Here is a 22,157-nt window from a genome sequence, read left to right as displayed (position 1 = left end):
TGATGAATATACGACAACTTTAAAATCAAACAAGCTAAAAACACTATAAAATCATTAAATTGATATTAAAGTGTATTTTATTGTCAAAATGTACGATTGAAAAAAACTCCAGTTTTTCTAAAATCACTATCTCAGATGACTATTCAATCAAAATATGATATAATACAGAAAAAGTAAAAATAATAAAAGTAACTTACAAAAGTAAAAGAAAAAAGGTAAATAGATAGCCACAGCAGATATTCATTTCATCGTTTAGAAGGAGTTGCTGTGGTTATCGTTGTTGCTGAGCTAATCAATTGCTCTTATTACTTAGATGAAGTTACTTTTTTTATTGAATTAATTTAAATAATAATAACGATCAATGAAAGTACTCATCGATATTCCCTTTATGCAGTTTAGAGCACAAAGGAAAATGGTACTGATTTGATCGTTTTTTTGTGTATTGACATCCTAAAACCCAGTCAGAACCTTAAGTCATATTAAACAAGGAGATAACATGAGATTTGTTGTATATAAACATTCACTGGTTTTAGGTGATAACAACATCGTGACAAAGCAATTTATAGTTCTGAAACACGATGACGACAACTTACAATTTACTGATTTTCATCGTTATGTTAAATCTACTTCAAGAATCAAGTCGATTTCAGATGATGGGAATAAACGCTTTTCTTACGTTGTTAAGTTTCTAAATTTTATATTTGGTACTTCTGGACTTAAAAGTGTAGATCAACTTACACTTGAAATGGTTAGAGAGTTTTTTACGCTTTATGGATTATCTCAGTTACCTGAAGATAGCGGGAAAAGAAAGAAAAGCACTGTTGAAAAATGTGTTAATGCAGTTCTTGATTTTTTAACTCTTTATTTAAGTGAGCGAGAGGGAAAGGCTAAGTTAAAAGCAGAAGATTTGTATTCTACGACGACTTTTACGAATAGTAAAGGACGGGTTGTAAAGCGTAAAGAACCAAATTTTGAAATATACGTAGATGATAGCAACACTGAGAAAGCTATTTTTCGTGATATGCCAAATAGTGCTTTTGAGATGTTATTTTCTCACATAGCACAATATCATAAAGATCTACTCATGGTTGTGGCCTTGGGAGCCTTTGTTGGCTTAAGACCATCAGAAGCATGTAACGTAAGACGTGAAGATAGTCCTCTAGGACCAGGTATTTTATTTCACCAAAGTGATGGCCAAGTATTTAAGATTGAAATTGACTTACGAAAAGAAATACCTCTTAGAAGCGATTTAAAGCCAACTGGACGGATTAAAAAGGAAAGACTTCAAGCAGTACCTTATATCTTCTTGGAGGTCTTTTTAGACACTTATAATGACTATATGACTTATCTGGAAGGTAAGAAGTATGAGAAGGATTATGGACCTTTAAATCTTAACAGACGAGGAAAAGCATTATCATACGATGTATACTATCAACGATTTCGTAAGATTATTCGCGACGAAATGATCCCAATCTTCTTAAAATCTGATGATGCAGAGGTTGTCTTTTTTGGGCAGCTTTTGCAGGAGCATAATATTTCCCCACATATTTTCAGACACTGGTACACGACACAGTTAGTATTATCTGGGGTTTCTGAAATCAGTGAGCTTATGTCAGCAAGAGGTGATAAATCTCCTGAGAGTGCTTGGGTTTATCTACAAAATAAAGGTGAAATCGCAAAACAATATGGTCAAGTTAATAATGGTGTTTTTGATTATATGAATTGGCGAGCAAATGAACTTTTTGGTGATAAATTAGAAAGGTAATGTATGACTTATTCAATTAAATCTTTGATCGAAAATCTGTTAAGTGAACTCGGAAAAAACGATATACAGTATAAAGGCAAAATTAGTAAGTTTTTAGTTGATAACAATTGGTTTAACATAGAAATTGATTTGGATAACTATTCTATCTCAGATAAAGATGCTCAATTATTAATAGAAAAAATAACCAATTATCTTCTTGGACCAACTGGTTTAGCAGGAATTCAGCCTATATTTAAACAAAAATTCCCATTAACTTACAAATATTTTCAGCAATACTCAGAAGATAGCAACTTATCCAAAGAAAGCATGTTTTATGTTCAAGATTTTCTTGCTTATTATTTAAAGAGAGATTTATTTCTCTGTAATGATAATGAGATTGAATTGTTGGTTGAAGAAGCAGTATATGCGCTTGAAAAGCAAAAAGGCGAAGTTTTTATTGATTTTTTAAAGTGGTTAATAAATAAAACGAGATGTAACTATCACAAAAGATATGAATTTACACCTCGATACACATTAGAACAGGAGACTAACGCTTACGAGTTAGACGAATATTTAGAATTACTGTATTTTCTTTTTAATGACGATTACATTAGAAAAGAAGATATGCTTTATAAAGCAGCAATCTCAAAAGACTACGCAGATACCTGGCTATTTCTAGCACTTCATTTTATATGTGCGCTACGTGGAACAGATTTAGAACAACTTGGACATCCACAACTTCCTAGAACACCGAAAGAAGTTCTAAAATCAGTTAGAAGTGGTAATTGGAGTAGCAGTGAGGCAAGAAGAACTCTTTTAAGTATTACAACTCGTTTAACTTATTTAAATATTACTCCAAACAAAACAAAGCGAACTAAAAATATTAGTCAGATTAAATTTCAGGTCCCTGAGAGTTGTCAGGTATTGATTGGAACGTTGTTGGCTATCTGTGAAGCTCATTATCAGTTGAATAAAGATAATAATGATGAACCTTTAATTCGACAAATAAAAGAATATAAACGAATTAATCGATATATGGGGAAAGAAATTGGAGACTTATTTCTTGAAAGGAATTTTAGTTCTAGATCTGCAAATAAATCCTATCTTCAAACTGTTGCCATGTTAGCAGATGATGTTTTGCAAGAAAAATCTGAGTTAAATATTAAAGGCTATTTTTTAGCCGCATTAGCCCGTAGCCATAAAGGTTCATTCGATGAATTTGCACAAACTACAACAACGTACCTAAAAGATGCCCAACTAAGCCAGCTTAAACCAGAAATGGTTGCGAGAGAACTATTTGAACGAGGTGTTTTATCTATGATTCCATCAATGATCCTGACGATTGTAACTAGAGGAAAGTATAAAGAATTAAGTCCTAGTCAACAGACTCAGATGATTAAACAGTTAGATTTGACACCAAATGAGATTGAAAAAACATTGGCTTTAAGCATTCAGGCAGAAGTGAAATCGCAAAAGGCATTAAAGATTTTGGTAGAAGAAGAAGCAGAGCCTAATCAACTTCTTACTATTTGTCATCGTATAGGAAACGGTGAAGCCTTCTCAAAACAAGGTGAAAGCATGTGTCTTTTATCTTCGCTTGGAAAGATTTGTCCATATGACGATAGGCAACATTGCATCGGTTGTCATTATGAATTACAAACGAAATCTACTTTATTGTTATTAGTAGGAGAATTCAATCGTTTGAACAAACAATACTCTAGAGTTCGAACTGATTTAGAAAAAGGTAAAATTCGGAGTATTTTAGAAGAACAAATAAAACCTTGTTTAACTGAAATGTTGCAAGCTTTATGCGAGCAATATGGAGATGACGTGTTACATGATTACGAAGAAATAATAAAGGAGTTAATAAATTGAACAATCAAGCTAAACTTTTTAAAATTGAAAATTATTTTGAAACTTTTGACCGTGATTGTGTTCTGCGAGCAAAAGAAGTTTTCGATGACTATTTTGATAAAGGAATTATTCTAAGTTACGATTTTGATCATAAGAAATGGGAAACTACAAATGAATATGCCAATATTAGCCTGTTTTTTAACATTTCTGAATTTCAATATAGGAGATTTTATCAATCATTTTTTCAGTTGCCTTATAAGGAATTTATCGATTACTTAAAAAGTTTTATTGTTTTCTCAATGAAACAACATGTTTTAAAAACTTTACAGCTATTTCTAATGGATATTAAACAAATTATTAAAAATACAACCAAAGATACGTTTTTAGATTTAGAAAATATTTCTGTAAAATTTCCTGGTTTATGTATTGACTTTTTCTCAAATCTTCCCTGTTCAGATGATAGTCAACTAAATCAACTATTGGAGCAATTAGATAATAAATTAACTATCAACCTTCAAAAAAAGCAGAGGTCAAAACAGCAAAGACAATTAGCGCAATTTCAATCCTATTTTACTTTTAATGACATTTTAAATGATTATTGGTCTCAAACATTATCTAAGAAAGAACGTCTATTTTATTATCCATTGTATCTCTGGTGGCAGATTACAGCAATTTTACCTTTAAGGCCAAGAGAATTTCTTTTAATACAAAGAAACTGTTTAACCGAGAAAGATGGAAAATATTTTCTTACATTAAGGAGAAATATAATCAAAGGAAGGGATCGACTTGTTGCACATAAAATTTCTGAAGATTATACTTTGAATACTTATGAAATTACTAATTCATTAGCTTCTGAAATAAAGACTTACCTCAAACTTACGGAAAATGATAATTCTACTAAATTAGATACATTATTTGTGACTGATCCTCATTATAACCGTTGGGGTCGTCGAACAGGTGTTAATAACCGATTTTTAACTTACACTAATCTCAATACTATTTTGAGGTATTTTTTTAATGAGATTATTTCTCAAAAATACGGTTATCAAGTTAATTATTTTAGTTTTCCAGCTAGATTAGATGAAAACGAGATTAATTTGATTCATATTGGGGATACGAGACACATTGCAATGATCAATTTAATTGCAGAAGGGGCTAGTCCTGTTACAGCTATGCTTTTAGCTGGTCATGAAGATGTGACAACTTCATCTCACTATTTTTCAAATTTAAGCCAATTTATTGAATGTCGTAGTTATCAAATGTATCGTAAACTAACGAGTAAGAATACGAATTACACCATAAGTAAGAGAGAGCCATTTTATACAGCACAAGGACAATACATCACTTTAGAAAATAAAGGACGGTGTTACTCACCCCGCTTTGCGAAAGGTGATTATTCAGATTGTCTGAAAGTTATTAGTGAGCATGCAGAACTAGGTGCTTGTACGAGCTGCCCTTTTTACCGTAAAGCAGGTAAAGATTATTTTTCAATGGATAAAACATTTAAAAAGTCAGTTGATGAAAAAGCTATGGTTGTAGATGAAGCGATTAGAAAAGTTAGGCAAGGGAAAGGTCATATTGAAGATATTGGAGAAGCTTTGTTGAAATTAAAAACAGTTAGCAATACCTATCAAGATTACTTAAATGCTAAACAACTATCTTTAGAGGAGAATAAGTCTAATGGCTAGAAAGAAATCAATTTCTGATGATGAATTGATTCATTTGTTTGAACAGTATTTAATTTCCCAGTGTTCCTGTGATTTAAGCTTGGTAAAAATCCCTCGGTTTGGTGACTATGTTAGGAATAATGGCTATCAAAATGTTGCGGATACAACCATTAGACGTAATAAAAGATTCAGGGATTTTTTAAAAGAAAGTGAAATTAAATACCAAGATGAAAATTATGAAGCTGTAATTACTTATAAGACCATAGATCCTGACAATTTTATGGCAAAAAATCGTGCTCCAGGTGCTATGAAAAGAGCATTGGTGGAAATTAGCCAATACTACAAGAAAATAGCAAACATTGCGGCCAGCTATAAACAAGAAGCAGATAAGTTACGTAGTTTAAATTCTGAACTACAGTCAACTAATGAAGATTTAAAACAGAAGCTACAAAGAGAAAATGAGTTAAGTGATGAGAATCAAAAACTATTACAAATAATCAAAACAAGTGTCTATCCAGAAATTGCGAATGAGCTTTTAAAAGCAGAAGGATTGTTAAAATATTCTCAAAAGGTTATCAGTGAGGATTTCCTAGCAGACAATATCATCACCGCTGATTCAGAAATAGATTTTCATTCTGGTGGTCTTATTGAACAAGAAAATCCTCAAAAATCAACTAAAGTGGTTTCTATTAAAAACTTACTAGACAGCAAAACTAATTATAAATGAGGAAAGAAATGAACAAGAAAGTTAAAGATAATCCAGCTATTTACATGTACTGGGATCAAAAACGAAATGTTCTTGACCCCAAAAAATTATCGTCAAATAGTTTAAAATATGCCTATTGGTCTTGCCCTTATTGTCAACACCATTGGGAAGCGAAAATCATTGATGTGCAGCTTGACAGTTATGAATATCTTAGGTGTTGCCCCCATTGTGGATTAGGTGAACGTTCCATTGATGAAAATGAGAGCGTCCTTCAGGTTTATCCCGATTTCAGAAATTATATAAACTACAGCATTGAGCAAGATGAAGAATTAGATGAGAAACTTCTTACCTTGCCGTTCAATAGTAAAAGAAAATTCAATTTTAAATGTCCGACGTGTCAATTAAGTTGGAAAGATTCTGCGACAAATAAGAGGTTATTTCAACTAACAAGTGGGGATTTATTTCATTTTGGCTGCAATGAAACTTCCTATCATTGCGATTACAAATCAATTTATCCAAATTTAGCTAAAATCTATAGCGAACATTTAAACAAATTTAAATTTAACGAACTGAAGCTGAGTTACAATATAACAGTACCTATCCATTGGGAATGTGATAAGTGTCATTGCAAATTTGAATTATCTATTGATAGATTATTGAACCGAATTAAAAGAAGTGGTCATTACTGTTTGGAGTGTCATTCTTCATTTGAAGAGTTATTGGATAAAGGTTTTGATGTTTCTCCTCTATCTTTTTTAAATTCTTCCATGCTCAAGGAGTGGTCTAAAAGGAACAATATTACACCTAATCAAGTTGATGTATTATCTAATGTTCATGTGTTATGGGAATGTACGAATTGTCACGGAGAGTATTCATGCTCACTATTTGAAAAAACAGATAGGTCTTGTCCATTTTGTTCAAATAGAGAAAAACTTCAGGATTTTAATACACTAAATGAAACACATCCCTATTTGAGGGAATTTTGGGACCTCAGTAATGAAAGGGATTTTTCCGAATATTGGTTTAAGTCAAATAATGTAGTTAGTTGGGTTTGTCCTTGTTGTAAAATCAACTTTCAATGTAGCCCAGCCGAAATGATCAGTCGAACCGATTTAGAAAATCAAAACTTTCAAACATGTCCCAATCAATGTGACTGGAGGACTGAGGTATTTAAAAATAATATTTTCCTTAAAGAACCAAAACTCATCAAAGAATGGAGCGATAAAAATAAAATTCCTATTCATTTATCTCAGACAACAATAGAAACGAAAAAATATTGGTGGGATTGTTCAAAGTGTCATGGGACATATTTATGTTCTATCCCAATTCGAAGAGAAGTTTCTCAGTGTTGTCCTTTCTGTAACAACGATAAGCCTCTGAATGGGTATAATACATTTGATTATTTGTACCCTGAACTAGCAAAATTGTGGGCACCAAATAATAAAGTCTCAATAGATAGTTTTGTTCCATTATTAACTGAAAAAAGGTTTTATTTATGGCGCTGCAAAGAATGTAACTTCGAATTTCATGAGCGCTTCAGCATTATATTAAATAAGTATTTAAATTCCGAGACAAAAGATCTTAAAGAAATGTGTCCATTTTGTGCAGAATTAAAAGAAAGACAAGATAATATCTCATTTGAAGATTTGATGAACGAGTGGGACTATCTTAACAATCTTATTCTAGGGGATCCAGAAAGAATCCCAAATAATACGCAATTAAGATTTTGGTGGATTTGTAAGAATAATCCAGAGCATCGTTATAGAATGGCTATTGTAGATAAGATTGCAAATGTAAAACGATCTATCGAGCCATGCATATTTTGTAAAGGGCGTAGACGAAAAAGAGAACATTTTGTTCCTTATAGGAAAATTTAAACAACAGGTTCAAATTTGAACTTGTTTTTTATCATAGATTTTTATAAAGTACATTATTTTAAAAGATTGTATTTTTAGTTTTCAAGTAGATAGTGTACAGAATTTTAGTATGCGAAAGATTTAGTTTTCACGGGAATAAAGTACATTTTTTGCTCAAAAATTTTTTTCAGTTAATGAAATAAACCCTATGACATCTTTCCGAAAAACTATAATTTTCTTGAAAAATATATCTGGCTATGCTATACTACTAGTATAGAAAGATTTGGAGAAAAACATGAAACGCGAGATCTTATTAGAACGGATTGATAAACTCAAACAAGTCATGCCTTGGTACGTCTTAGAATATTACCAATCAAAACTGGCCGTTCCATATAGTTTTACGACCTTATACGAATACTTAAAGGAATACGATCGATTTTTCACCTGGGTCTTGGAATCTGGTATATCAGATGCTGACACCATGGCCAATATCCCTTTAGAGGTTCTGGAGCACATGACCAAGAAAAACATGGAATCCTTTATCCTTTACTTGCGTGAACGTCCTCTGCTCAATGCCAATACGACTAAAAACGGGGTTTCTCAAACAACCATTAACCGCACCCTTTCGGCACTTTCTAGTCTGTATAAGTATTTGACTGAGGAAGTTGAAAACGAGCATGGGGAACCTTATTTCTACCGTAATGTCATGAAGAAGGTTGCTACCAAGAAAAAGAAAGAAACCTTGGCTGCTCGGGCTGAAAATATCAAGCAAAAGCTCTTTTTAGGTGATGAGACAGAAGGTTTCCTTAACTATATCGACCAGGAATACCCTCAAACACTCTCAAATCGTGCCTTATCTTCCTTTAATAAGAATAAAGAGCGAGATTTAGCCATTATCGCACTCCTTCTTGCCTCTGGTGTCCGTCTCTCTGAAGCAGTTAACCTAGATCTTCGAGATCTCAACCTTAAGATGATGGTGATTGACGTCACTCGAAAAGGTGGAAAACGAGACTCAGTCAATGTTGCTGCCTTTGCTAAGCCTTATTTAGAGAAATATCTTGCTATTCGAGACAAACGATACAAGACAGAAAAGACTGATACAGCCCTCTTTCTGACCTTGTATCGAGGTGTTCCAAACCGGATTGATGCTTCTAGTGTTGAAAAGATGGTGGCCAAGTATTCAGTAGACTTTAAAGTCCGCGTAACTCCCCACAAACTACGCCATACATTAGCAACTCGTCTCTATGATGCAACCAAATCCCAAGTTTTAGTCAGTCATCAGCTAGGCCACGCTAGCACACAGGTAACGGACTTGTATACGCATATCGTTAATGACGAACAGAAAAATGCCTTGGATAGTTTATAAGATACATAATATAAATTATGCAATGTTTTAGTGTTAGAAAAAGAGCGTAAGATTTTTTTATGGTATCTTACGCTCTTTTATTTTTTCTATAAAAATTCGATCCAATAATTACGGTGTGGCTCAATAATGACTGGTTTTCCCCAAAATAATTTTAGATAAGCCAGGTTTGCAGGAGTGACCGGTCTTTTTTCACCATTGTACTTCTCTGCACTCTCTTCTGTTAAAAAGCATTTAACTGCTTCATATGGTGTTCCGTCACTCGCTATTCGATCAATTCCTAAATAAGCAATTTCATCACCGGCCTTCGGAAAATCTGTAAATAGTTTACCAATAAAATAAACCGTCTTATCTTTCATTAATTCATAAGCTTTACTATTTTCCAATCTATTATTCGCTGCAGCGTACATAATACAAAAGCTATCCACGATATCTTTCAAAGGCATTAATTCTTCTTTGCTAACGATTATTTCCTCAGGAGCAAGACCACCAATGATTAAGTTTTTATAATAAGGTTGCTGGATGACGTTATCTAAAGCCATTCCTAATGGTAGTTGGACAGCTTGATAGCCTAATGGTTCTAGCTCCTGTTTTTTCTGGTCAACGTGTCCTTGTGTAATACTGACATTCAAATCATAAGGACTTGAAGATTGTTGCTTTCTGAAAAAAGCCACTACTATACGATCTAACTGTTCAAATAGACCAAGATTTTCCACTGGAACTTTCATCATCGAATATAATCCCCTTTTGTGTTCAGATTTCCTCTATATTGTACACTCATGATATTTAAATATCAAGTTTAAGATAAAAGATATCCATGTTAAATGGATATCTTTTACTTTATTCCACCACTGCTTCAGCAATTTCCTCTGCCGTGATTCCTGCGAAGTAACGACCTAGGTTAATGGTTTGAAATGCTTTGAGGACATCTTCACGTTCGTATTTGACACCACGAAGAACGTCTTCTACTGCTGCAACATCTTCGATACCGAAAAAGTCACCGTAAATCTTGATATCTTGAATTTTTGATTCAATGACATTAGCAAAAATTTCAACCTTACCGCTTGGGAATTTTGTTCCACGACGGACGTTATACTCTGGTGATTTACCATAGTTCCAATCCCATGTCCCAAACTTAGTATCTTTAATACGGTTGATTTCAGCCAATTCTTCATCTGAAAATACATATTCTGTCATTTCAGGATATTCTTTTTTCATGTAGTCCAAAAGTAGGTCACGGAACTCTTCAACAGTGATCTTTTCTGGTAACTCATCGATAATATTAGTTACTCGAGCACGGACTGATTTTACCCCTTTTGATTCAAACTTATCTTTAGACACTTTAAGTGCGTTAGCTAGGACTGACAAATCCACGTCAAAGAGAAGACAACCATGATGCATGATTCGGCCATTGATATAGGCTTGAGCATTGCCACAGAATTTCTTACCGTCGATTTCTAAGTCGTTACGGCCTGTAAATTCAGCTTTAACACCAAGTTCAGCTAAAGTATTGATAACTGGAGTAGAGAAGCTTTTGAAGTCAAAGGCCTTGTTTTCATCTTCTTTTGAAATGATTGTATAGTTTAGGTTGTTCAAATCATGGTAAACAGCTCCACCACCACTGATTCGACGGACTACTTCAATTCCATTTTCACGAACATAGTCACGGTTAATTTCCTCGATGGTATTTTGGTGACGTCCTACAATAATAGATGGTTTGTTAATCCAAAGAAGGAAGATTTGGTCCTCGTCCAAAAGGTGTTTAAAAGCATATTCCTCTAAAGCAATATTAAAAGCAGTGTCGTTTGAATGATTGATAATGTATTTCATAAGATACCTTCTAATACGATAGAGACTGGAAAATAATTCCAGTCTAGTCTATCTATTTTTATTTTTTCTTAGGTGAGTGAACTGCCAAGCCAAGTACATCCGCAAAAGCTTCGTACATCACTTCTGAGAAGGTTGGGTGACCATGAATGGTCTTGAGCATTTCTTCTACAGTGATTTCCATCTCAATGATGGTAGAAGCTTCGTTGATCAATTCAGCAGCTGCTGGACCAATGATGTGAACCCCAAGAACTTCACCATATTTCTTGTCAGCAATGACTTTTACAAATCCTTGAGCCGCATCTGATGCAATGGCACGCCCGTTTGCGGCAAAGTTGAATTTACCGATTTGGACATCATATTTCTCACGAGCTTGTTCTTCTGTCAAACCAACAGCCGCAACTTCTGGAAGTGTGTAGATAGCTGCAGGAGTTAAGTTCAATTTGGCAACAGCGTGGTTTCCTTTAAGAGCATTTTCAGCCGCTACTTCACCCATACGAAAGGCAGCGTGGGCCAACATCTTCGTACCATTGATATCACCTGGCGCATAGATACCTGGAACAGATGTTTCCATGTATTCATTGACCTTGATACGACCACGGTCTAATTCAAATTCAACTTCTCCAATTCCTTCAAGATCTGGAACACGACCGATTGAAAGAAGAGCTTTGTTTGCGATGATATCGTCTTTGCCTTCAACCTTGATACGGAGTTTGCCATCTTCTTCAATGATTTCTTGCAGTTTCGTATCGGTCAAGATTGTCATGCCTTTACGTTCAAGGATCAAACGAAGGTTCTTAGATACTTCAGCATCCATAGCTGGAACAATGCGGTCCATCATTTCAATAACAGTTACTTTTGAACCAAAGGTCATAAAGGCTTGACCAAGCTCGATACCGACAACCCCACCACCAATGATCACAAGGCTTTCTGGGACTTCATTCATATCCAAGATGTCATCACTCGTCATTACAAGGGATGATTCCATACCAGGAACGTTAATCTTGCTGACTTTAGAACCACCAGCAAGGATAATCTTCTTCGTTTCAAGCAATTCAGAACCATTGACCAAGACATTCTTATCTTTCGTAATGGTACCGATACCCTTATGAACATCAACTCCGTAGCTACGAAGAAGTCCTGCAACACCACCAACCAAAGTATTTACGACCTTGTTCTTGGTTTCAAGAACCTTGTCCATATCTACTGTGAAGCTAGGATTGTCAATGATGATCCCACGGTTTGCCGCATGACCGATATTTTCAATGATTTCAGCGTTGTGTAGGTAAGTCTTAGTTGGGATACATCCGCGGTTCAAGCAAGTTCCACCAAGTTCAGATTTCTCAACAAGGGCAACCTTACCACCCAATTGAGCTGCCTTGATAGCAGATACGTAACCAGCAGGTCCACCACCGATCACTACGATATCATAAGCATCATCACTCTTATTGTCATCATTTGAAGCACTTGCTGCAGCTGGCGCTGGACTCGCTTCTGCTGCTACTGCTCCAGCGGTTGGGATATTTTCCCCTTCTTCACCAAGATAACCGATAACTTCTGTTACAGGAACAGTCTCGCCGTCCCCTTTTAAGATAGCAATCAAGTAGCCATCTTCTTCAGCTTCCAATTCCATGCTAACTTTATCTGTCATGATTTCAAGGAGAATTTCTCCTTCTTTTACAAATTCGCCGACTTTTTTATTCCACTGAACGATTTGTCCTTCGGTCATATCTACGCCGGCTTTTGGCATAATTACTTCTAAGGCCATTTTATTTCCCTCTTTTTCTTGTTTCTATTCTCTCTCGTTGATTAGACCAACATTGAAATCGGGTCTTCAATCAAGGCTTTCAAGTCTTTCATGAATTTGGCACCAGCCATACCATCGACAACGCGGTGGTCAATGGTCAAGCCCAAGCTCATGATTGGACGAATGACGATTTCACCATTAACTACAACTGGTTTTTCAACAGTTGCGCTAACCCCAAGAATGGCAGAGTTTGGTTGGTTGATAATCGGTCCAAAAGATTGAACACCAAACATCCCCAAGTTACTGATGGTAAAAGTTGAATTTTGCAATTCGCTTGGAGCAAGCTTACCATCCAAGGTACGTCCGATAACGTCCTTGAAGGCTATCACCAACTCTGATAAAGTCATCTTTTCTGCGTTATAGACAACCGGTGTCATCAGCCCATTGTCCATCCCAACCGCCATAGCTAAGTTGACATAGTTGTGAGTGATGATGGTTTTGCCATCCTCCGTCAATGACGCATTGACGTATGGGTGTTTCATCAAGGTCTTAACAACCGCAAGAGAAAGCAAATCTGTTACAGTGACTTTCTTGCCAGTTGCTTCCATGATTGGATCCAATACCTTCTTACGAAGGGCCAACATTTGAGACATATCAACGTCATAGTTCAATGTAAAGGTTGGTGCTGTCAAATAAGATTCCACCATCCGTTGAGCAATCACCTTACGCATTGGTGTCATCGGAATTCGCTCGATTTCCCCATAAGGTGTTACATTATCAGGAGCCTCTTCTACCTTCTCAATTTGAGCAGGTGACTTAATGGTATCCTTCTCAATATTCTCAGGAAGGAAAGCAAGGACATCCTTCTTCATGATCTTGCCACGATGACCTGTTCCTTGGATTTCTTGCCAAGCAATATTGTGTTCTAAAGCAATTCGTTTTGCAAGTGGTGAAATGCGAACCACATTTGTGTCTTTATATGTTTCCACGTCTTCTTTGTGGACACGACCGTTTGCGCCTGAACCAGAAACATCATAGAGGTTGATCCCTAGATCATCCGCTAATTTTCTAGCCGCAGGAGTCGCTCTTAGCTTATCATCAGCCATGACCTCTCCTATTCTATTATAAGATATCAAGGACGTAGAGGACAAAGAAAAAATAGGAGATTGACGCTGTGTTCGATGAACACAAGGAAATCTATCTTTTTTTCACAGTCCTCCGTCCGGATTCAGTTACAAGATGCAAAGGGCGTTTAAAAGCGACCGAAAAATAGGAAATCAACGCAGACTTCGATGAAGTCAAGGAGATTTATCTTTTTTCCGAGCTTTTAGCCCGTACTCTAATCTAAGATATCAAGGACGCAGAGAACTTTGCATCGATAGATACAAAGTTTCTTCGTCTGATTTAATAGATACTACATAATTTAAATTATGTCTTATTCTTTATTATACGTTTTCCGAATGGCATCTTTGATGCTTTCAACTGTTGGAATCATTGCATTCTCAAGGTTTTGTGCATAAGGCATTGGCACATCTTCCCCTGCACAACGACGGATGGGTGCATCCAGATAATCAAATGCTTCTGATTCAGAAATGATAGCTGAGATTTCACCGATATAACCACTTGTTTTATGGGCGTCATTGACAAGGACGACTTTTCCTGTTTTCTTAACAGAATTAATAATAATCTCTTTATCAAGTGGAACCAAGGTACGTGGGTCTACTACTTCTACTGAAAGGCCTTCTTCAGCTAATTCTTCAGCTGCTTGCATGACACGACGAAGCATTTTCCCGTAAGTTACGACAGTGACATCAGTACCCTCACGTTTGATTTCTCCGACACCAAGTGGAATGGTATAGTCGGGATCAACAGGCACTTCCCCTTTTTGATTGAATTCTGATTTGTACTCAAGAATGATAACGGGGTTGTTATCACGGATCGATGACTTGAGAAGTCCTTTCATATCCGCTGGCGTACCAGGAGCAACAACTTTCAAACCAGGAATATGAGTAAACCATGATTCCAAAGATTGGGAGTGTTGGGCTGCAGATCCAACTCCGTTACCGGCAGCACAGCGAATGGTCATCGGTACCTGCCCTTTTCCACCAAACATGTAGCGCGTCTTCGCAGCTTGGTTGACGATAGCATCCATAGCAATCACTGAGAAATCCATGAAGGTCATATCAACGATTGGACGAAGTCCGGTCATGGCTGCACCAGCTGCAGCACCTGAGATAGCAGCCTCCGAAATTGGACAGTCACGAACACGTTCTGGACCGAATTCCTCTAGCATCCCTACGGAAGTACCAAAGTCTCCACCAAAAACTCCGACATCTTCCCCCATCAACAATACATTTTCGTCGCGACGCATTTCCTCAGACATAGCAAGGATAATGGTATCGCGGAAAGACATTAATTTTGTTTCCATAATTCTCTACTCCCCCTTAGTCTGCGTAAATATCTTCGAAAGCTGATTCGAGTGGAGGGAATGGGCTTTCTTCCGCAAATTTCACTGAAGCTTCCACTGCTTCTTTCACTTCTTCTTGGATCTGATCCAATTCTTCTGCGCTCGCAATTTTATTTTCAAGGAGATACTTGCGAAGGTTTTCGATTGGATCTTTTTTCTTCCACTCTTCGACTTCTTCACGAGTCCGGTATTTACCAGGGTCAGATGAAGAGTGACCAAGCCAACGATAGGTGACACTTTCGATCAAGACAGGACCTTTACCGGAGCGGACGTGTTCAACAGCTTTTTGGAATCCTTCATAGACATCAATGACGTTGTTACCATCAGGAATAAACATTCCTGGAATTCCGTAAGCAGCACTACGCTCATGAATGTGCTGGATATTGGTCATTTTCTTAATGTCAGCAGAGATTCCGTAACCATTATTAATACAGTAGAAAATTACTGGTAGGTTCCAGATGGAAGCCATATTGACCGCTTCGTGGAAGACACCTTCATTGGTTGCACCATCCCCAAAGAAGCAGACAACAATCTTACCAGTCTTATGCATTTGTTGAGTAAGGGCAGCCCCTACAGCAATCCCCATACCACCACCGACGATCCCGTTGGCACCGAGGTTACCAGCATCAAGGTCAGCGATATGCATAGAGCCTCCCTTCCCTTTACAAGTACCAGTATACTTGCCTAGGATTTCAGCCATCATGCCATTCAGGTCGATACCTTTAGCGATCGCTTGTCCGTGACCACGGTGATTTGATGTCAGCAAATCATCGTCGTTTAAAGCCAACATCGCTCCAACGTTAGCCGCTTCTTCCCCAACAGAAAAGTGCGTCATTCCTGGCACTTTCCCTTTTTTTACTAACTGTGCAATTTTTAAGTCCATGCGACGGATTTCTTCCATTTTACGGAACATTTCCAATAAGAGACTTTTATCTAATGTTGCCATCATTTCGCCTTTCTTAGCATTTATTCATTCTCTTTTATTCTAGCCAAAAATGAAAGCACTGTCAAAAATAATGCTCAAATGATTTCACAAACTATATACCTTGGAGGAAGGTTTTATAAGCATTTTCAACTTAAAATAAACTATTTCACAAACTTTTCTTTCATGAGATTGCATTAAAATATAAAAAACCGATAGGATCCTATCCTACCGGTCGTTATCTTATGATTGGCGTTGACCAAAGTCATGAATCATTTGTTCTAATACTTCACGACTAGGCGTTGTTAACATGTAAAGGTAATCACCTTGAAGCTCAGCAAAAGCAGCAGGCATGTCTTTCTTCACACGGAATTGATCACGGTATTTAGCCAGAACTTCTTCCTCTGAAAGGACATAGGCTGCATTGGCACGGCGAGAAGTTGCCAAGCAATAAAGGGGCTCAAACTCAGAAGCTGGGAAAGGTTCTCCTGCTACGATGGCAGCATAACCTCGGTACAAGTCGATGGAATGAGCATAATTGTAGACATCGATGGTAAAGCCACCTGCAGGGCGATTATTGTACTCGATCGCAATATAGTCATCCCCATCGCGGAAGAACTCAATGTGGAAGAAACGTTCCTTCATGCCAAAAGCTTTGACAATGGCTTCCCCGTATTGACGCAATTTTGGATCCATCTCTTTGAGGACATAATAAGAATTGTCCATCTTGTAGAGCATCAAATCGAGTGGCGTATAGGCATAGTCAAAAGTAGTCGAAAAGACAATATTACCATCGCGATCGACCAGACCATCAAAGGTACAAATCTCGCTAGAAGTGACAAATTTCTCAAAGAAGTACTCTGTATGGCCATCCCACTCAGCCTTGAAATGGTCCACATCTTCTGGCGTTTCGATCTTGAAGGTCGCTGCTGCTCCTACCCCATTGTCAGGCTTAGCAATCAAAGGCAACCCAATCTTCTTCACAGCTTTATCAATGTCTTTTTCTGTTTTAACCACAGCACCCGGAACGACTGGGACTCCAGCTTTCTTAAAGAGTTTCTTCATTTCAGATTTGAACTTGGTTTTCTTCAAATCTTTTGGTTTGGCACCAAAGACATTGAATTGCTCCCGAAGCGCCGCATCCAATTCCAACCAGTACTCATTGTGGGATTCGATACGATCGATTGGACCATGTTTGTAAAAGAGAAAGGCTACCGCACGCTTCACTTCATCCAGATTTTCCAAATTTTCAACACGGAAATATTCTGTTAAGCTGTTGCGCAAAGGGTCATCTAACTGTTCATATGGCTCTTGACCAATTCCTAAAACAGTGATCCCTTTATTAGCTAGTTCGATTGTAAATTGTTGGAAGTTTTGTGGGTAATATGGTGAAATAACGATATAATTCATTGAGGTCTCCTCCCTTTTTACTTATAAATGCATTTGGCCTAGGAAATATGGCATTTGTTTGCGCCACCATTCCCAATCGTGGGCTACATCATGTCCCCATTCAGCGAACCATGCAGGAATATTTTTGTGATCAAAGGCTTCTTTCAGTTTGTAGAAAGATGGAAGTCCATCTTGTTCCCAAGCTCCTAAACCAGTACAAACAACGATTTCGGCCTGACGGTAACGATCTATAAACCAGCCATCATTTTGGTTCCAAATATAATCAGATGGAGAGTTTTGGTAAATGGCTTCATCGCCTCCAAAATCACCAACAAAGAAACGAGCGTCATAGACACCACTCAAGGCAATCACTTTGTTAAAGACATCTGGATGTTGCAAGAAGAAGTTGAGCGCGTGGTAGGCCCCCATAGAGCAACCAGTTGTCATCATCGGATCAAACCAGCCTGTTTTGTGTTTGATAAAAGGAATGGCTTCTTCAATCACATAGCGTTCATAAGCACGATGCATTTCGGCACGATCGTGAGGATTCTTCCAATTACAAAGCCAGCTATCACTATCGACACTAGAAAGGGTAAAGAATTGAACCCGTCCTTCTTCGATAAACTGAGCACAAGCATCAATCATACCAAAGTCATAGTACTCGTTATGGCTGCCACCTGATGAAGCAAAGACCACAACAGGAATACCTGCGTGTCCATAGCGGTTCAGATACATTTCACGGTTGAGTTGGCCACTCCAGTGGCTTAAATGTTCAATATTCATAAGTTCCCTCTTTCCTTTATTTCTTTATTTACAGTCTATTAATCCCAATTTTCTGCCAAAAAACGAAGGCATTCTGGTAAATGTTCAGCCCAGGCTTCTTCGTGGTGAATAGCCCCAGATTGTATCCGAATAGCAATATTTTCCAAAGCCACTCCTTGTTGAATGACATCGTGATAGTAACGAAGGGATGAGTCAATATAGGCTTGCTTGATATTCCCCGCCATCAGCGTTTTATCTGTATCATCCGCCTCTTCAGTCCCCACATAGATGTAGATCCGTTGATCTGCATAGAGATTCTTGCGCTCGATATAGCGGTCAAAGGCCTCTTGGTGCAACCAGTTGGCAGAGGAGAAGACTCCCAGACAACCAATTTGGTCTTGGTACTCTAAGCCCAAGAATTGGGTAATATTCCCACCCAAGGAAGATCCAATCATGGCCGTATGTTCTCGATCAGCAAGCGTTCGGTATTCTTGGTCAATGAAAGGTTTGACCACTTCCATAACGAACTCTCCGTACTCAACGCCCTTGCCACCAAATTGCATTCCAGGAATATTAGATTCCTTGTATTTCCAGGCAGAGTATTCATTCATGCGTTGGAAACCATCATTATCGATAGCAACGACAATCATGCGGCTAATATCAGGATTCCGCTTAATGGCTGGAATCACCTTCCAGGAATGACCTGCAAAAGCTTCCTTGCTATAGAGAACATTCTGGCCATCATGAAAATAGACAACAGGATAGCGTCGATCGGTATCTGTTTCATAATTCTTAGGTAATAAGACTCTCACACGACGGAGTTTTCCGGTATAAGGCACTTTCAACTCGTGTGTCTTCATATCTAAATAAAAATAGGATTTGTTCATTGTCAGAAAACTCTCTATATTCTAAATTTTATTCATTATACCATTTTTAGAAGAAAAAGTCTGGATTTTCTCCAAACTTTTTCACTTCATATACTATTTTTCCATAAATTGGGCCAAATCTTCTAAAGAACGTTCGGCAATTTTTTCATAGCGTTCTTTCTTATCTCGAATACGTGGTCCTTCTAGCTCCTTGATAATTCCAAAGTTGACATTCATGGGTTGGAAGTGCTTGCTGTCGGCATGGGTGATATAGTGAGCCAGACTTCCGATAGCTGTTGTTTCAGGGAACACAGCTGCTTCTTCACCTTTAAAGAGACGAGCTGCATTAATCCCGGCAACTAATCCTGAAGCTGCCGACTCGACATAGCCTTCTACCCCTGTCATTTGCCCTGCAAAGAAGAGGTTTGGTTGTTTCTTAGAACGGTAGGTTTGCTCGAGGAGATTTGGCGAGTCCATGTAAGAATTGCGGTGCATGACGCCGTAACGAACGAACTCCGCATTTTCTAAACCAGGGATCATTTGGAAGACCCGCTTTTGCTCACCCCATTTAAGGTGAGTTTGGAAGCCAACGATATTGTAGAGGCTAGCCGCCGCATTGTCTTGGCGAAGCTGAACGACTGCGTAAGGCGTCTTAAACTCCCCATCACGAGGTCCTTTGTAATCATCCGGATACTCGAGTCCAACTGGCTTCATAGGACCATAGAGCATGGTTTTAACGCCTCGTTTAGCCATGACTTCAATTGGCATACAACCTTCGAAATACTTTTCTTTTTCAAAAGAGTTGAGCGGGGCTTCTTCTGCATTGACCAAGGCCTCGTGAAAATCCATAAATTCTTGTTTGGTCATTGGGCAGTTGAGATAGGCCGCTTCTCCCTTGTCATAACGAGACTTGAGGTAAACCTTGTTCATATCGACAGTATTGACATCGATAATAGGAGCTGCTGCATCATAGAAATAGAAACCATCGCCACCATTAAGGGCATGGATCTTTTCCGCCAAGGCATCGCTGGTTAGAGGCCCTGTTGCGACCACTGTGATGGCATCTGTCGGCAATTCCGTAATTTCATCGCGAATGACTTCAATGAGCGGGTGTTGGGACACCTTCTCCGTCACTCGACTAGCAAAACCTTCTCGGTCCACAGCAAGTGCTCCACCGGCTGGTACACGAGTCGCTTCCGCTGCTTCAAGGATGACAGAACCCAGACGGCGCATTTCTTCTTTGAGGAGCCCGACAGCATTGGTGAGAGAATCCCCACGAAGAGAGTTGGAACAAACTAGCTCAGCAAAGTTGTCTGTTTTATGTTGCGGAGTAGATTTGACTCCCCGCATTTCATAAAGCTTGACCGGAATTCCCTGTTGGGCAATCTGGTAAGCTGCTTCTGAGCCTGCAAGGCCCGCGCCGATCACATTGATATAAGATTGAGACATGACACTAATACCTCTTTGGGTATCAAAACACCTCACTGAACTGTTAGACACCCACAAATCTTTCTAATTTTCTACTTGGTCCATTATACCAAAAAGCCAAGTAAAAAGACAGGGAGGCTTTTCCTTCCTGTCTAGACTTTAACTAATTATTTTCTTATAAACACAACCAAGCTCCTAAGAGGGCAGATAGGATACTGAACAAGGACCCGATCAAGTAATACTCCGCAAAGGCTGGATTCTCCGAAATTTTATTATAGCGGGCGATGGATTTGACTGTAAATACTAGGCCGATAGAAGCAAATTGCCCATAGACCAGACAGGCACCAATCACCAAACGCTCTAAAAAGCCAATCATGGAACCAGCCCCAGTGATCGTATCCATTTTCTTCTTGCTGGTGGGTTGATACTTGGCAAACAGAATTTTAAAGGCAATATTGCTCGGTTTCCCAACTAGGAGGACATAAAAGATTAGATTTAAAGTGTCCAGAGGCAGATAGGTCGAACCATTATTCGCTCCTAAAAGGACTAGACACGTCAAGATGCCAATATGCAAGACTTGATCCAAGGCAAAAGTCCATGCTTTTGGTAATTTCAATTGCTTCTGCACGATCGGTTTTAAGAAATCTATTCCAGCATGAGTTAGTAAAATGACCAAGCAAATCCACCACAAGTCCAGATGACAGAGGGAAACCACAATCAGAGGCAGAGCTACATATAGAATGTGAAGCCCTAGCACCTTCTTATCCTGATCCTTACGATCCGCCATCTTTTGGCTTTGAAAATAATAATCTGATAGTAAATGACAAATCAACAAGAGAATCAAGTATGGATTCACTACGATACTAGACAATCCGCTCATCTTTCTCTCCTTTCACTGTGCTTTGTATACTAGCCAGGGCAGCTGCTCTCCCCCGTAAATAAACACGGATACTACTACTCTTTAACCGTTTAGAGAGAGCACTTGGGTTGATAGCTAGTGATTGAGCCAAATCCTGCTGACTAAAGGACTCGCTATATACGGATCTCTTTAGAAGATTGAGCAAGATCTCCTCCTGACTATCCCGCCAACCTGAACGAATGGCTTCTCCAGAAGCGATGAGGGAGTTTACAAAAAAGTCTTGGTTTTCCTTCCCGCTTGAAAAATAAATCTGTGTATTGCCATAGTCATTTTTCTGATGAACCAGATTAATAGCTGCACGCGCATTCCAATAGGCTGGTCCATCTGCACCGATACTTTGCAGGGGATCGATATCCGTTACAATCTCCCCGAGGCCAATACCAAAACGAAGTTGTGTAGGGGTTAGTTCTGAACGTAAGGTATCGATGATTTGAAAAACTGGAGCATCCACTTTCAAAAGTGCTTGAAACTCATCACCCAAAGTTAAGGTAAAAGCCGATGCTAGGCAGTCTTTAAAAAGCTCATTGATCTTTTGAAGCGTATTTTCTAACTGTTTTTGCAGGTCAAAACGTTCTTGAACCATTTTGGAATCAATGACATCTGCAATCAAAGCAAGATACATAAGCCCACCTCCTTGTGT

18 protein-coding genes are annotated in these 22,157 nt (G+C 38.1%); 6 read left to right on the top strand and 12 right to left on the bottom strand.

Annotated features, from left to right (window positions below; translation table 11 throughout):
* Positions 1-496 precede the first annotated feature (496 nt).
* The 6 genes from PCY11_RS00510 to xerS all read left to right on the top strand — a co-directional run bounded on the left by PCY11_RS00510 (position 497) and on the right by xerS (position 9,193).
* Complete coding sequence (locus PCY11_RS00510; RefSeq protein WP_301362307.1) at positions 497-1,765, top strand: site-specific integrase; 1,269 nt, start codon at positions 497-499, stop codon at positions 1,763-1,765.
* Between the two features lie 3 nt (positions 1,766-1,768).
* Positions 1,769-3,619 carry a hypothetical protein gene (locus PCY11_RS00505; RefSeq protein ID WP_301362306.1) on the top strand — a complete coding sequence of 617 codons (1,851 nt, stop codon included), beginning with the start codon at positions 1,769-1,771 and terminating at the stop codon, positions 3,617-3,619.
* Complete coding sequence (locus tag PCY11_RS00500; RefSeq protein ID WP_070845642.1) at positions 3,616-5,286, top strand: hypothetical protein; 1,671 nt, start codon at positions 3,616-3,618, stop codon at positions 5,284-5,286. Before PCY11_RS00505 ends, PCY11_RS00500 begins: the two co-directional genes overlap by 4 nt.
* Positions 5,279-5,992 (top strand): hypothetical protein, encoded by a 714-nt coding sequence (locus PCY11_RS00495; RefSeq protein WP_049550152.1) that lies wholly within the window; start codon positions 5,279-5,281, stop codon positions 5,990-5,992. The genes PCY11_RS00500 and PCY11_RS00495 overlap by 8 nt, the downstream gene beginning before the upstream one ends.
* A gap of 8 nt (positions 5,993-6,000) precedes the next feature.
* Positions 6,001-7,848 (top strand): zinc-ribbon domain-containing protein, encoded by a 1,848-nt coding sequence (locus PCY11_RS00490; protein ID WP_301362304.1) that lies wholly within the window; start codon positions 6,001-6,003, stop codon positions 7,846-7,848.
* A 274-nt stretch (positions 7,849-8,122) separates the two neighbouring features.
* Positions 8,123-9,193, top strand: a complete 1,071-nt coding sequence (xerS, locus tag PCY11_RS00485) for a tyrosine recombinase XerS (RefSeq protein WP_070846310.1) — start codon at positions 8,123-8,125, stop codon at positions 9,191-9,193.
* A gap of 86 nt (positions 9,194-9,279) precedes the next feature.
* Here the strand turns inward: xerS and PCY11_RS00480 are convergent, their stop codons facing one another.
* The 12 genes from PCY11_RS00480 to PCY11_RS00425 all read right to left on the bottom strand — a co-directional run bounded on the left by PCY11_RS00480 (position 9,280) and on the right by PCY11_RS00425 (position 22,139).
* Entirely contained in the window at positions 9,280-9,921 is a 642-nt protein-coding gene (locus PCY11_RS00480) for a hypothetical protein (protein WP_070846312.1), read from the bottom strand.
* A gap of 109 nt (positions 9,922-10,030) precedes the next feature.
* A complete protein-coding gene (locus PCY11_RS00475) occupies positions 10,031-11,020 on the bottom strand; it encodes a lipoate--protein ligase (protein WP_024055033.1) in 990 nt (329 codons plus the stop codon).
* 58 nt (positions 11,021-11,078) lie between these two features.
* Entirely contained in the window at positions 11,079-12,785 is a 1,707-nt protein-coding gene (lpdA, locus tag PCY11_RS00470) for a dihydrolipoyl dehydrogenase (RefSeq protein ID WP_301362303.1), read from the bottom strand.
* A 41-nt stretch (positions 12,786-12,826) separates the two neighbouring features.
* Positions 12,827-13,870 carry a dihydrolipoamide acetyltransferase gene (locus tag PCY11_RS00465; protein ID WP_070846316.1) on the bottom strand — a complete coding sequence of 348 codons (1,044 nt, stop codon included), beginning with the start codon at positions 13,868-13,870 and terminating at the stop codon, positions 12,827-12,829.
* Between the two features lie 329 nt (positions 13,871-14,199).
* Entirely contained in the window at positions 14,200-15,192 is a 993-nt protein-coding gene (locus PCY11_RS00460) for an alpha-ketoacid dehydrogenase subunit beta (protein ID WP_070846318.1), read from the bottom strand.
* Positions 15,193-15,208: 16 nt separating this feature from the next.
* Positions 15,209-16,177 (bottom strand): thiamine pyrophosphate-dependent dehydrogenase E1 component subunit alpha, encoded by a 969-nt coding sequence (locus PCY11_RS00455; RefSeq protein WP_070846577.1) that lies wholly within the window; start codon positions 16,175-16,177, stop codon positions 15,209-15,211.
* 219 nt (positions 16,178-16,396) lie between these two features.
* Positions 16,397-17,563, bottom strand: coding sequence for an acetyl-CoA carboxylase biotin carboxylase subunit family protein (locus PCY11_RS00450; RefSeq protein WP_301362302.1), 1,167 nt, complete (start codon positions 17,561-17,563; stop codon positions 16,397-16,399).
* A gap of 21 nt (positions 17,564-17,584) precedes the next feature.
* Positions 17,585-18,325: an esterase family protein gene (locus tag PCY11_RS00445; protein WP_070659233.1), complete on the bottom strand. Its 741-nt coding sequence runs from the start codon at positions 18,323-18,325 to the stop codon at positions 17,585-17,587.
* 38 nt (positions 18,326-18,363) lie between these two features.
* The gene (locus PCY11_RS00440) at positions 18,364-19,191 is read right to left on the bottom strand and encodes an alpha/beta hydrolase (RefSeq protein ID WP_301362301.1); all 828 of its coding nucleotides are present in this window, start codon (positions 19,189-19,191) and stop codon (positions 18,364-18,366) included.
* Positions 19,192-19,284: 93 nt separating this feature from the next.
* Positions 19,285-20,619 (bottom strand): methylenetetrahydrofolate--tRNA-(uracil(54)-C(5))-methyltransferase (FADH(2)-oxidizing) TrmFO, encoded by a 1,335-nt coding sequence (gene trmFO, locus PCY11_RS00435; protein WP_024055751.1) that lies wholly within the window; start codon positions 20,617-20,619, stop codon positions 19,285-19,287.
* Between the two features lie 154 nt (positions 20,620-20,773).
* Complete coding sequence (locus PCY11_RS00430; protein WP_070673953.1) at positions 20,774-21,478, bottom strand: DUF3307 domain-containing protein; 705 nt, start codon at positions 21,476-21,478, stop codon at positions 20,774-20,776.
* The gene (locus PCY11_RS00425; RefSeq protein ID WP_070846324.1) at positions 21,462-22,139 is read right to left on the bottom strand and encodes a SatD family protein; all 678 of its coding nucleotides are present in this window, start codon (positions 22,137-22,139) and stop codon (positions 21,462-21,464) included. Before PCY11_RS00425 ends, PCY11_RS00430 begins: the two co-directional genes overlap by 17 nt.
* Positions 22,140-22,157: the final 18 nt, after the last annotated feature.

Source organism: Streptococcus sp. SP8, assembly GCF_030440045.1.
GTDB lineage: Bacteria > Bacillota > Bacilli > Lactobacillales > Streptococcaceae > Streptococcus > Streptococcus parasanguinis_I.
The sequence above is the reverse complement of the archived record's forward strand: the minus strand, read 5'-3'. Positions and strand labels throughout refer to the sequence as shown.